Origin of the sequence: Clostridium sp., assembly GCF_034179595.1 — a bacterium.
Taxonomy (GTDB): Bacteria; Bacillota; Clostridia; order Clostridiales; family Clostridiaceae; genus Clostridium.
The window spans coordinates 22,063-35,823 of sequence record NZ_JAXFPT010000031.1; the positions used below are offsets into that span (position 1 = coordinate 22,063).

Genomic DNA, 13,761 nt, shown 5'->3' on the forward strand with positions numbered 1-13,761 from the left:
ATACTTCCTCCTACTTTCCTACGCAGAATTCACTAAATATCTTATTTACTAAATCTTCTTCAAGCTCTGCACCTGTTATTTCTCCTAATGCTCTTAATCCTGAAGTTACGTAAATAGAAATTAAATCTAAAAATTCATTCATCTTTAATCTTTCTTCTGCAGTCTTACAATTCTCTAATGCTCTATAAAGTGCTTGTTTATGTCTACTATTTGTAATTATTAAACTTTCATTATCTACTTCACCATTAAAGAATAATTCCTTAATCTTTTGTTTTAAATCTTCTATTCCAAAACCAGTCATAGCTGAAATTTCAATTAAATTATGTAATCCATCTAGCTCTTCTAATTGAAGTTTACGTTCCAAATCTACTTTATTTAATAATACTATTGTTTTCTTATTTTTTATTGATTTGATAATCTCTCTATCTTCATCATCTAATGGTCTTGAAGTATCAAGCATTAAAACAACTAAATCAGCCTCTTCTAATTTCTCTCTTGATCTTTCAACTCCAATTTTCTCTACAACATCTTCAGTTTCTCTTATACCAGCAGTATCAGTAATTTTTACTGGTATCCCACCAAGATTAATATACTCTTCAATTACATCTCTTGTAGTTCCTGGTATATCAGTTACAATAGCTCTTTTTTCTTGAAGAAGTGCATTCATAAGAGATGATTTCCCAACATTCGGTTTACCTACTATTGTCATTTTTAAACCTTCTCTTATAATTTTTCCTTCATTTGCACCCTTTAATAACTTTTCCATATCAATTATTGCCTTATTAAGGCTTTCTGATACTTTTACAGGAACAGTTGCATCTGGTTCCTCATCGTCTTCTGTAAAATCTACATCATATTCAATAAGTGCAAGCACATCAAGTAGATAAGCTCTAAGCTTATTTATTTCCCTAGAAAGTGACCCTTCACTTTGCATAACTGCTGACTTCATAGCTAAATCTGTTTTTGCAGTTATAATATCCATTACCGCTTCTGCTTGGCTTAAGTCAATTCTTCCATTTAAGAATGCTCTTTTAGTAAATTCTCCAGGCTCTGCAATTCTAGCACCACTTTTAATAACTTCCTCAAGAACTCTATTAGTAGAAACAACTCCCCCATGACAGTTTATCTCTACAACATCTTCCGCTGTAAAACTTCTTGGTCCCTTCATATAACTTATTATAACTTCATCTATAACTTCTTTACTTACACTATCAATAATGTTTCCGTATTTCATAGTATAAGTTTTCATATTATTTATATCAAAATTATTTATTCCCTTAAATATACGCCCTACTATTTCTAGAGCCTTATTTCCTGAAACCCTTATGATTGCTATTCCACCTTCACCTTGAGCAGTAGCAATACCACATATAGTATCAAATTCTTTCATTATTATCCTCCTTAGAAGTAATTACTTCTATATAGTATAATCAAAACAAACTAATATCAATTTTACAAAAATATATATAATAAGTCAAAGCTATATATTTCTTATTTTGAGTTATTAATACAATAAAAAAAGAAAGTCCAAAACTTGGCTTTCTTTTTTATTCTTTTAATGCTATTACAACTCTTCTAAAAGGTTCATCACCTTCACTATAAGTAATTATAGTATCATCTTCTTGTAATATAGCATGTATTATTCTTCTTTCATATGGATTCATAGGTTCTAACTTAAAGATTTTTTTAGTTTTTTTAACTTTATTAGCTATTTTTAAAGCAACTTGCTTTAAAGCCTCTTCTCTTTTAGCTCTATAATTTTCAGTATCTAAAATAATTTTTTTATAAGAAATATCATGATGTTTATTAACTACCAAAGATATTAAATATTGAAGTGAATCTAAAGTTTCTCCTCTATATCCAATTATTAATCCCATTCTTGGACCAGTTAAATCAATCTTTATAACATCATTATCTTCTCTAATTTTTATTTCTGCTAGAATTCCCATAGAATCTAAAACACTTCTAACAAAATTATATGCTTCTTCTATATAGTCTCTTTTTACAGTAACTTTAACCTTTGCTGGCTTATTACCTATAAAACTTAAAAATCCTCTAGAACCTTCATCTATTATATCGATTATAGCTCTGTCTCTAGTAATATTTAATTCCCTTAAAGCATTTTCTATTGCTTCATCAACACTTTTACCTGTTACTTCAATGAATTTCATATACCATATTCACCACTCTCATATAATAACTACATATTACTTTTTATTTCTTTTCTTTTCATATCCTTCTGGCATAGCAAACTTGTTTTTTGGTTGAATTTTTACTTCTTCTTGTTGTTCCTTTTTCTTATTCATTACAGGTCTAACATTTAAGAAATAAGTTTGTACTAATTGATAAACTCCACCTACTATCCAATAAATAACTAATAGTGATTGGAAATTAAGTGACATGAATCCCATCATTAATGCCATACCAATATTCATTGGCATCATATTCATTCCTGATGATTCTGTTGCTGGATTTGCTTTTGTCATTAAATATGATGGTATAAAAGTACTAACTGCGGCTAATACAGGTAGTATATAATATGGATCTTTTCCTGCAAGATTAGGTAACCATAAGAATGATACTCCTTGAATTCCTGAAATTTGCATGAATGTATAGTAAAGAGCCATTAATATAGGAAGTGGAATTAACATTGGTAAACATCCACCTGTCATACTAATATTATTTTCCTTATATACCTTCATCATTTCAGCATTTGCTTTTTGAGGATCATTTTTATATTTTTCTTGAATCTTTTTGATTACAGGTTGAAATTCCTGCATCTTTCTAGTTGATTTTACTGATTTTATACTAAAAGGTAGTATTATAGTTTTTATAATTACTGTTAAAACTATAACTGCTAATACATACGCCCAACCTGGATCTGTTACCCCAACAGAAATAATCAGGTGATGTAATTTATCAAATATGATAGTAAAAAAATCAGTTATCGGTTTGAATAATGTCATCATATCCTTTTACCCTCCCATATTCTATTTAACAGGATCATACCCACCTTTACTTAAAGGATTACACCTTAAAATTCGCCAAGCCGCCATAAGTCCTCCTTTAAAAGCGCCATATTTTTCAACTGCTTCTATTGCATATTGTGAGCAAGTTGGAACATACCTACAGCAAGGATTCTTTAAGGGTGATATATTTTTCCTATAAAATCTAATTATATTTATTAATATATTCCTCATTATATAGGCCTGCTTTCTTAAATAAATTCAGCATAGCTTTTTCAACTTCATGGAAACTTTTATCCTTCATATTATTTCTAACAATAAATACAAAATCGAATCCTCTTTTAATAGAAGACTCATTTAACCTATAACTTTCCATTACTAATCTCTTAGTTCTACTTCTAACTACACTATTTCCGACTTTCTTACTAACAGAAACACCTATTTTATTATAAATTTTATCATCTGAATTCTTATTATTTCTATTATTATAAGTATATAATACCAAAAGATTATTAGCTAAAGACTTTCCTCTTCTATATACCATTCTAAACTCATTGTTCTTTTTCAATCTGTATATCATAGGTATTTAATACTCCTTTTTTCCTACATTGTAGAAAAAAGGCCACTAAAATGCGGCCCTTATGCTGTTAATTTTTTTCTACCTTTTTGTCTTCTTTTTCTAAGAATGTTTCTTCCTGATGAAGTTTTCATTCTCTTTCTGAAGCCATGCTCTTTTTTTCTTTGTCTTTTTTTAGGTTGGTATGTCATGAACATTTACACTACACCCCCTTTAATTTTTAAAATTTATATAGCGAAATAACTATACTTCTCTTTATATTTTAGATTTACCTTATCATTATATATATATCCCCTTATTATGTCAAGAATATAGCTTTCTGTTGATAATTATATTAAGTATATATCAAAAATTGTGGATAACTTATTGAATCCCCCTATTTACTTATGGTATCATAAACAAGTATTGTGAATAAATTGTTGATAAAATATAACTTATCCACAACTGTGAATATATCTGTTGATAACTTGTTCTTTTTTACTTAATATCCTAAATTCTGTATATTTTTTTTGTTAAAATAGGCATTATTACTGATATATAATAAATCAAAAAATTATCACTTTAATCACAAATACAAATTTATTTTAAATTTAAAATCCACAGATTTATCAACATGTGGATAACTTTATATACATATATTAAGAAAAATATTATTTATGTTAATAACATGTTGATATATTGTTAGTATAATGTTATTAACATAATTTTTTATCAAAAAATTTTTGACTGGAGGATTAAAAATGGATGAAGAGCTGAAAGAATTGTGGGAAAAAACACTAGATATTATTAAAGGAGAATTAAGCGAAGTTAGTTTTAATACATGGATTAAAAGTTGTGAACCTATCTCTATGTCTTCAAATATTATAAAAATCAGTGTTCCTAATGCCTTCACTCAAGAAATACTTGAAAAAAGATATAAAGATTTAGTTGCAAATTCTATAAAAGCTATTTGTTCTAAACTTTATAACATTGAATTTTTAATAGCTTCTGAAATTCAAAATAGTGAGGAAGATGAATCTGAAAAAAAACATAACAATCTAAAAAGTAATAAAAAAGTTATAGTTAATGATGAGATGACTAATAATCTTAATCCTAAATATACTTTTGATTCTTTCGTAATAGGTAATAGTAATAGATTTGCTCATGCAGCATCTTTAGCTGTTGCTGAATCTCCTGCTAAAGCATACAATCCTCTATTTATATATGGAGGTGTGGGACTTGGCAAAACACACTTAATGCATGCTATTGGTCATTATGTTTTAAAAAATAATCCAAATGCAAAGGTTGTATACGTATCATCTGAAAAATTTACAAATGAACTTATAAACGCTATAAAAGATGATAAAAATGAAGAATTTAGAAATAAATATAGAAATGTAGATATTCTTTTAATAGATGATATTCAATTTATAGCTGGAAAGGAAAGAACACAAGAAGAATTCTTTCATACATTTAACGCTCTACATGATGCAAATAAACAAATAATTCTATCATCTGATAGACCACCAAAAGAAATCCCTACATTAGAAGATAGATTACGTTCTAGATTCGAATGGGGATTAATTGCCGATATTCAAGTTCCAGATTTCGAAACTAGAATGGCTATATTAAAGAAAAAAGCAGATGTAGAAAATTTAAATGTTGCTAATGAAGTTATGGTGTATATAGCAACAAAAATAAAATCAAATATAAGAGAACTTGAAGGCGCATTAATAAGAATAGTTGCTTATTCATCTTTAACAAATAGAGAAATAACTGTAGATTTAGCATCAGAAGCTTTAAAAGATATAATATCTAAAAAACAAGGTAAACACATAACAATAGAAATTATACAAGATATTGTAGCAAGCTATTTTAATTTAAGAGTTGAAGATTTAAAATCTCAAAGAAGAACTCGTAACGTATCTTATCCAAGGCAAATTGCTATGTATCTAAGTAGAAAATTAACTGATATGTCTCTTCCAAAGATAGGAGAAGAATTTGGTGGAAGAGATCATACAACGGTAATACATGCTTACGAAAAAATTTCTGATAACTTAAATAGAGATGAAAGTTTACAACACACAATTGATGATTTAACAAAAAAATTGACACAAGAGTAAAGTTTTTTATCTTATTATATAATTATCAACAACTGTTGATAATAACTATAGAATAACCTGTGGATAACTATATATAATTTTTTGCTTGTGGATAACTGTGAATAACTAATACTTTTTTACTCAACTTATCCACAATATTTTTGAATAAAGTATCGTTGATTTTACTAGCTTACAAATAGTTATCAACATATCCACAGTCCCTACTACTACTATTACTATAAATTTATATTTATCTAATTAAATCTAAGAATTTCATCTGTGGATAAATAAGGAGGATATTAAATGATATTTATATGTGAAAAACAAAAATTACAAGAAGGTATATCAATAGTACAAAAAGCTATTACTGGTAAATCAACTATGTCTATTTTAGAAGGCATTTATATAAATGCAAATGAAAACGGATTAACCTTAATTGGATCTGATATAGATGTAAGTATAGAAACTAAAGTAGATGCTGATGTATTAGAAGAAGGAAGCATAGTTATAGATGCTAAAATATTTGGAGAAATAATACGTAAATTACCTAATTCAGATATAAAGATTGAAACTATGGATAATGATACTGTGCAAATAACATGTGAAAAATCAGTGTTTAATGTTGTTTATATGAAATCTGATGAATTTCCAGAACTTCCAAGTTTAAATGAAAATAAAAAAATAGAGGTGCCTCAAAATATATTAAAAAATATGATAAAATGCACTTCTTTTGCCACAGCTCAGGATGAAACAAGACCTATACTTCAAGGTATCTTGTTTGAAGTTAAAAATAGAAGCCTAAATTTAGTAGCTTTAGATGGATATAGATTAGCTATTAAGAGTGAATATTTAGATAGTGATTTTGATATAGAAATTGTAATTCCGGGTAAAACTCTAAATGAAGTATCAAAAATATTAGAAGATGTTAATGAATTAGTTGAAATAACATTTACTAATAACCATATTTTATTTAATTTAAATAAAACAAGAATAATTTCTAGATTATTAGAAGGTAAATTTGTTAATTATAAATCTCTATTACCTGAAGAACACAAATTATCAGTTACTGTTAATAAACAAAATCTTCAAAATGGTATCGAAAGAGCATCTTTAATGGCTAAGGACGGAAATAATAATTTAGTTAAATTAGAAGTTCAAGATGAAGCTTTAATTATAACTTCTAATTCTCAATTAGGAAAAGTTAGAGAAGAAGTTGGTATAAATCTGCAAGGAGAAAAAATACAAATTGCATTTAATTCAAGATATCTAATTGATGTTTTAAAGAATTTTGAAGAAGATGAAGTTGTTATGGAAATGACTTCAAGTGTGAGTCCTTGTATAATTAAAGCAAAAGAAGCTGATAATTATAAATACTTAGTATTACCAGTTAGATTAATAAGATAGAAAAGGAGGAAATAAGATGCATAAATATGTTAATTTTATGCATTTTATTAAACTATAAGAATATGCAAGAAATTAAGATTAATACAGAATTTATAAAACTAGATGCATTCCTTAAATGGGCAGGTATTGCTTCATTAGGATCAGAAGCAAAAATATATATAATTGATGAAATGGTAAAAGTAAACGGAGAAGTTTGTACTCAAAGAGGAAAGAAATTAAGAATTGGTGATATAGTTAATTTTGATGGAGAAGACTATAAAATAGTATAATCTTAAGTTAACTTGTCATGATTAGTCATAAACTACAAAAATAAGCTTTTATTCTTTTAATATGATATAATTAAATGGGTGTTTATAAATGTATGTAAAAAAGCTTAAATTGATAAATTATAGAAATTACGAAAATTTAGAAATAGATTTAGGGAAGCATGTAAATGTGTTTATGGGAGATAATGCACAAGGGAAGACTAATATCTTAGAAGCCATTTATTATTGTGGATTTGCTAAATCTCATAGAACTTCAAAAGATAAAGAACTTATTAATTGGAATGGAGATATATCATTTATAAGCGTAAGTGTTGCAAAGGATAGATTAGATAAAAAGATTGATATTAATATTCTAAAGGATGGAAAAAAAGTTATTAGAGTTAATTCTATAAAAATAAATAAGATTGGAGAATTGTTTGGAACATTTAATGTTGTAATGTTTTCACCAGAAGATTTAAAGATAATTAAAGATTCTCCAGGTGTTAGAAGAAAATTTATAGATATGGAATTATGTCAATTGGATTCTAAATATTATTATAATTTAGTGCAGTATAATAAAGTTATGAATGAGAGAAATATTGTTCTAAAGAATAAAAATCTTGATTTGGATATGTTAGATATATATGATTTACAGCTGGCTAAATTTGGATCATATATAATAGAAAAAAGATTATCATATTTAGAGTCTTTGAATAAATACTCTGAAGATATACATAAAGATATTACTTCAGGAAAAGAGATTATAGAGTTTAAATACAATTCTACTATAAAAAATCTTAATAATATCCAAGATGAGTTCTATGAAACATTAATAAAAAACAGAAAACGTGACGTAGATAAAGGAATTACTAGTCATGGACCTCATAGAGATGATTTCTCTGTATATATAAACAATGTTGATACAAAAAGCTTTGGATCACAAGGTCAACAGAGAACGGCAGTACTTACAATGAAGTTTGCATCCTTGAGGATTATAAAAGAAATAACGGGAGAATATCCAGTATTATTATTAGATGATGTATTATCTGAGTTAGACTTTAATAGAAAAAGATATATATTAAAGTCTATTAATGATATACAAACAATAATAACTTGTACTGGCATTGAAGATTTAGGTGATTATTTAAATAAAGATTCAAAGTTATTTAAAGTTAAAGAGGGAATAGTCTCAAAGTAAAAGGAGGAATTCTAAATGTTTTTGCACTTAGGAGAGAATGTTGTAGTTCCTATAAAAGATGTTATTGGAATTTTTGATTTACAAACAACAATGTATAGTTCTGATACAATTCAATTTTTAAGAATGGCAGAAGAAGATGGATTTGTGGAAAGAATAACAAATGATAAACCAAAATCATTTGTTATAGCAGAAGTTGATAAGAAAAGTAAGATATATTTATCACCAATTTCTTCATCAACATTAACTAAAAGGACAGATTTTGAATATAATCCGTAAGTCCAATATACCTTCATTAAGACAATTCAAAATAAATTTTTAGGAGGAATCTATGTTGGAACAAAATAAGCAAAGTTATGATGAAAGTCAGATACAAGTTCTTGAAGGCTTAGAAGCTGTAAGAAAAAGACCTGGTATGTACATAGGTAGTACTAGTTCAAGAGGTTTGCATCACTTAGTTTACGAAATAGTTGATAATAGTATAGATGAAGCATTAGCAGGATATTGTAAAAATATTGAAGTTACAATAAATGAAGATAACTCCATAACAGTAAAAGATGATGGAAGAGGTATGCCAGTTGGGATACATCCTAAAATGGGAAAGCCAACTGTTGAAGTTATAATGACAGTGCTTCATGCTGGTGGTAAATTTGGTGGAGGCGGATATAAAGTATCTGGTGGTCTTCATGGAGTTGGTGCATCAGTAGTTAATGCACTTTCAGAAAAATGCTCAGTAACTGTAATGAGAGAAGGTAAGCTTTGGAGACAAACTTATGAAAGAGGAGCAGTTACTAGTGATTTAGAGGTAATTGGTACAAGTGAATCAACTGGTACTATAGTATATTTCAAACCTGATGCTGAAATATTTGATGAAACTGTATATGATTTTGAAGTACTTTCACAAAGATTAAGAGAACTTGCTTTTTTAAATAAAGGAATAAATATAGTACTAAAAGATAAGAGATATGATAAAGAACAAAATTATCATTATGAAGGTGGTATTAAATCATTCGTAGAATATTTAAATAGAAATAAGCAAGCACTTCATGAGCAACCAATATATGTTGAAGGAACAAAGGACGACATAATGGTTGAAGTAGCTCTTCAATATAATGATGGATACAACGAAAATATATTTACGTTTGCAAATAATATAGACACTATTGAAGGTGGAACTCACTTAGTTGGTTTTAAGACAGCATTAACTAGAGTGTTTAATGATTATGCAAAGAGATTTGGTCACTTAAAAGAAAGCGATAAAAATCTTTCTGGTGATGATATAAGAGAAGGATTAACAGCTGTTATATCAGTTAAAATAAGTGAACCACAATTTGAAGGACAAACAAAAACAAAACTTGGAAATAGTGAAGTTAGAGGAATAGTTGATTCAATTGTTGGTGAAGGAGTTGGGATATTCCTAGAAGAAAATCCAGCTATATCAAAAACAATAATTGATAAAGCTTTAATGGCTGCAAGAGCAAGAGAAGCTGCTAGAAAGGCTAGAGAACTTACAAGAAAAACTGTTCTTGAAAGATCAGCTCTTCCAGGCAAACTTGCAGATTGTTCTTCAAAAGACCCAATGGAATGCGAAATATATATAGTCGAAGGAGATTCAGCAGGAGGTTCCGCAAAACAAGGTAGAGATAGAAAATTCCAAGCAATCTTACCTCTTAGAGGTAAAATAATGAATGTTGAAAAACAAAGACTAGATAAGATATTAAATTCAGATACAATAAGATCAATGGTAACTGCATTTGGAGCAGGGATTGGAAAAGATTTTGATATATCAAAGATAAGATATAATAGAATAATAATAATGACAGATGCTGATGTAGATGGAGCACATATAAGAACATTATTATTAACATTCTTCTATAGATATATGAGAGAGTTAATAGATGGAGGTCATGTTTATATAGCACAACCACCACTATATAAAGTTACAAAATCTAAGAAAGAGTATTATGCTTATTCAGATGCAGAACTTGATAATATCTTAGAAGAAATTGGTGGAAAAGATAATTCAACAAATATTCAAAGATATAAAGGTCTTGGTGAAATGAATGCATCTCAATTATGGGATACAACAATGGACCCAGAACAAAGAATATTATTAAAAGCAACTGTAGAGGATGCTATGGCTGCAGATGAAATATTTACTATACTTATGGGTGAAAAGGTTGAACCAAGAAGAGAATTCATTCAAGAAAATGCTAAGAAAGTAAGTAATTTAGACATTTAGTACTAAATACGAGGTGAAGTACATGAGTTTTAATGAGGGAAGAGTAATACCCGTAGATATAAATAACGAAATGAAGAAGTGTTATATAGATTATGCAATGAGTGTTATTGTTGGTCGTGCACTTCCAGATGTTAGAGATGGATTAAAACCTGTTCATAGAAGAATACTATTCTCAATGCATGAATTAGGTTTAGCTCCAGAAAAAGGATATAGAAAATGTGCAAGAATCGTCGGTGAAGTATTAGGTAAATACCATCCACATGGAGATACTTCAGTGTATGATGCTTTGGTTAGAATGGCTCAAGATTTTTCAATGAGATATATGCTTGTGGATGGTCATGGTAACTTTGGATCTGTAGATGGTGATAGTGCAGCTGCTATGAGATATACAGAAGCAAAAATGAATAAAATAGCAAGTCAAATGCTAAGAGATATAAGCAAGAATACTGTAGACTTTATTCCAAACTTTGATGGTGAAGAAAAAGAACCAGCAGTATTACCATCAAGATTTCCAAACTTATTAGTTAATGGTTCATCAGGTATAGCAGTTGGTATGGCAACTAATATACCACCTCATAATTTAGGGGAAGTTATAGATGGAACAATAATGCTTATAGATAATCCAGAAGCTGAAGTTATTGATTTAATGTCAGCTATAAAAGGACCAGATTTTCCAACTGCGGCAACAATCATGGGTAAGTCTGGTATAAGATCAGCTTATGAAACTGGTAAAGGAAAAATTATAGTTAGAGCACAAGCTGAAATAGAAGAGGAAAATAATAGACATAGAATAATAGTTACAGAACTTCCTTATCAAGTAAATAAGGCGAAGCTTATAGAGAGCATTGCTGATTTAGTAAAAGATAAAAGAATAAACGGAATATCTGATTTAAGAGATGAATCAGATAGAGAAGGTATGAGAATTGTAATAGAACTTAAGAGAGATGCTAATCCAAGTGTAGTATTAAATCTATTATATAAACATACAAAGATGCAAGATACTTTTGGTGTAACAATGCTTGCTTTAGTTGATAATGAACCTAAAATATTAAATTTAAAAGAAGTATTATCAAATTATATAGATTTCCAAAAAGATGTTATAACAAGAAGAACTAAATTTGAGTTAGATAAAGCAGAAGCAAGAGCTCATATACTAGAAGGATTAAGAATAGCTTTAGATAATATTGACGAAGTTATAAGCATAATAAGAAATTCAAAAACAAGTGAAATAGCTAAAAATACACTTATAGAAAGATTTAAACTTTCAGATAAGCAATGTCAAGCTATATTAGAAATGAGACTTAGAAGACTTACTGGTCTTGAAAGAGATAAAATTGAAGAAGAATACGCTGAACTTATGAAAGAAATTGAATATCTAAAATCAATTCTTGCAAGTGAAGAGAAGCTTCTTTCAGTAATTAAAGAAGAGCTAATAGATATTAAAACTAGATATAGTGATGAAAGAAGAACAAAGATCGAGAATAATGTAAATGAGATCGATGTAGAAGACCTAATTCAAGAACAAGAGATAGTAATAACATTAACTCACACAGGATATATTAAGAGAATTTCATCAGATGTATACTCAGCTCAAAAAAGAGGGGGTAAAGGAATCCAAGCAATGTCTACTAAAGAAGATGATTTTGTAGAACATGTTATGGTAACTTCAACTCACTCAGATGTATTATTCTTTACAAACAGAGGTAGAGTATATAAATTAAGAGGATATCAAATACCTGAAGCAGGAAGAACTGCTAAAGGAACTAATATAATAAATCTTATATCTATAGAACAAGATGAAAGAATAGAAACTGTACTTACTGTAAATGATGTATATGAAAATGGTTATTTATTTATGGGAACAAAGAACGGTATAGTTAAGAAAACAAGTCTTGAAGAATTCAAAAACTTAAGAAAGAATGGTCTTATTGCGATTAACTTAAGAGATGGTGATGAGCTTCTTAAAGTTAAGATGACAAAAGGAGATGCTAATATCATAATGGTTACACAAAATGGTTTAGCAATTAAGTTTAATGAATCAGATGTTAGACCTATGGGTAGAACTGCATCAGGAGTTAAGGCTATAAGCCTATCTGATGATGATATGGCTGTATGCATGGATATAGCTGTTGATGAAGAAGATTTATTAGTAGTTAGTGAAAATGGATTTGGTAAGAGAACACCTATAAGTGAATATAAGATTCAAAATAGAGGTGGTAAGGGATTATTAACTTACAAGATAAATGATAAGACAGGTAAGTTAATAGGTGCTACTATGTGTAAAGCTGAAGATGAGTTAATGATGATAAATACTAGTGGAATTGCTATAAGAATAAATGTTGATGATGTATCAGTAAGTGGTAGAGCTACAATGGGAGTTAAGTTAATGAGAACTTTAGAGGAAGAACAAGTTGTAGTTATAACTAAAATTAGTAATGATTATCAAGATGAAGAAAGTGATGAAGCACAAGAATAATTGTGGGCTTTAAAAATTAATCATAAAAATATAATAAAATTTATTAAAAACCTTAGAGAAATTAAATCTCTAAGGTTTTTTATATTTGGATATTTTAATAATAAAATATAAAATTTTAAAAGAAAAACCAATAAATTATTTTAAATTTATATAGAAAAATACAAAATATATATAGATATTAACCGTAATCTTATCCACGCGTATCTATATATGAAAAATATAGAAAATAAAAGAAAAAATAAGAAAAATACATATAATACTTTAAAAATAGAAACCTTTAAATATAGATATAATAATTTATATGTTATTATAAATCTCGTCGCTGATGACGAAACAAAAACAACTCAGAAAACTTGAAAAAAGTTTTTAAAAAAGTTGTTGACAAAGTTTTAAAACAGTGATAAGATTTAATAGTCGCTTGAAGGCGACGAGATAAAAATGGTCTTTGAAAATTGAACAGAATATAGAATACATTTAAACAACCAGCAATTCTTTTTACAAGTAAGTTTTATGAGTTAAATGATTAAACTTTTTATTGAGAGTTTGATCCTGGCTCAGGACGAACGCTGGCGGCG

General features: G+C 28.1%; 13 protein-coding genes. 7 read left to right on the top strand and 6 right to left on the bottom strand.

All coding sequences use genetic code 11. From position 1 onward, the window contains the following. Positions 1-10 precede the first annotated feature (10 nt). The 6 genes from mnmE to rpmH form a co-directional block, all read right to left on the bottom strand. Complete coding sequence (gene mnmE / locus SPJ33_RS03705; RefSeq protein WP_321116629.1) at positions 11-1,390, bottom strand: tRNA uridine-5-carboxymethylaminomethyl(34) synthesis GTPase MnmE; 1,380 nt, start codon at positions 1,388-1,390, stop codon at positions 11-13. A gap of 157 nt (positions 1,391-1,547) precedes the next feature. Beyond that, on the bottom strand, positions 1,548-2,171 hold the full coding sequence (gene jag / locus SPJ33_RS03710) for an RNA-binding cell elongation regulator Jag/EloR (protein WP_321116630.1): 624 nt from the start codon (positions 2,169-2,171) through the stop codon (positions 1,548-1,550). A 36-nt stretch (positions 2,172-2,207) separates the two neighbouring features. Next, positions 2,208-2,969, bottom strand: a complete 762-nt coding sequence (gene yidC, locus SPJ33_RS03715; RefSeq protein ID WP_321116631.1) for a membrane protein insertase YidC — start codon at positions 2,967-2,969, stop codon at positions 2,208-2,210. 21 nt (positions 2,970-2,990) lie between these two features. Then, positions 2,991-3,200, bottom strand: coding sequence for a membrane protein insertion efficiency factor YidD (gene yidD, locus SPJ33_RS03720; protein ID WP_321116632.1), 210 nt, complete (start codon positions 3,198-3,200; stop codon positions 2,991-2,993). After that, positions 3,172-3,546, bottom strand: coding sequence for a ribonuclease P protein component (gene rnpA / locus SPJ33_RS03725; protein WP_321116633.1), 375 nt, complete (start codon positions 3,544-3,546; stop codon positions 3,172-3,174). The genes yidD and rnpA overlap by 29 nt, the downstream gene beginning before the upstream one ends. A 59-nt stretch (positions 3,547-3,605) precedes the next feature. Further along, the gene (gene rpmH / locus SPJ33_RS03730; RefSeq protein WP_204596477.1) at positions 3,606-3,740 is read right to left on the bottom strand and encodes a 50S ribosomal protein L34; all 135 of its coding nucleotides are present in this window, start codon (positions 3,738-3,740) and stop codon (positions 3,606-3,608) included. Between the two features lie 543 nt (positions 3,741-4,283). Here rpmH and dnaA point away from each other — a divergent pair. The 7 genes from dnaA (at position 4,284) to gyrA (ending at position 13,186) form a co-directional block, all read left to right on the top strand. Then, positions 4,284-5,645, top strand: coding sequence for a chromosomal replication initiator protein DnaA (gene dnaA, locus SPJ33_RS03735; protein WP_321116634.1), 1,362 nt, complete (start codon positions 4,284-4,286; stop codon positions 5,643-5,645). Positions 5,646-5,927: 282 nt separating this feature from the next. Beyond that, positions 5,928-7,028: a DNA polymerase III subunit beta gene (gene dnaN / locus SPJ33_RS03740; protein WP_321116635.1), complete on the top strand. Its 1,101-nt coding sequence runs from the start codon at positions 5,928-5,930 to the stop codon at positions 7,026-7,028. A 62-nt stretch (positions 7,029-7,090) separates the two neighbouring features. Beyond that, entirely contained in the window at positions 7,091-7,297 is a 207-nt protein-coding gene (yaaA, locus tag SPJ33_RS03745; protein ID WP_321116641.1) for a S4 domain-containing protein YaaA, read from the top strand. 88 nt (positions 7,298-7,385) lie between these two features. Beyond that, complete coding sequence (gene recF / locus SPJ33_RS03750; protein WP_321116636.1) at positions 7,386-8,471, top strand: DNA replication/repair protein RecF; 1,086 nt, start codon at positions 7,386-7,388, stop codon at positions 8,469-8,471. Positions 8,472-8,486: 15 nt separating this feature from the next. Further along, a complete protein-coding gene (remB, locus tag SPJ33_RS03755) occupies positions 8,487-8,747 on the top strand; it encodes an extracellular matrix regulator RemB (RefSeq protein ID WP_321116637.1) in 261 nt (86 codons plus the stop codon). 52 nt (positions 8,748-8,799) lie between these two features. After that, complete coding sequence (gene gyrB, locus SPJ33_RS03760) at positions 8,800-10,710, top strand: DNA topoisomerase (ATP-hydrolyzing) subunit B (protein ID WP_321116638.1); 1,911 nt, start codon at positions 8,800-8,802, stop codon at positions 10,708-10,710. 22 nt (positions 10,711-10,732) lie between these two features. After that, positions 10,733-13,186: a DNA gyrase subunit A gene (gyrA, locus tag SPJ33_RS03765; RefSeq protein WP_321116639.1), complete on the top strand. Its 2,454-nt coding sequence runs from the start codon at positions 10,733-10,735 to the stop codon at positions 13,184-13,186. The last annotated feature ends 575 nt before the right edge of the window (positions 13,187-13,761 follow it).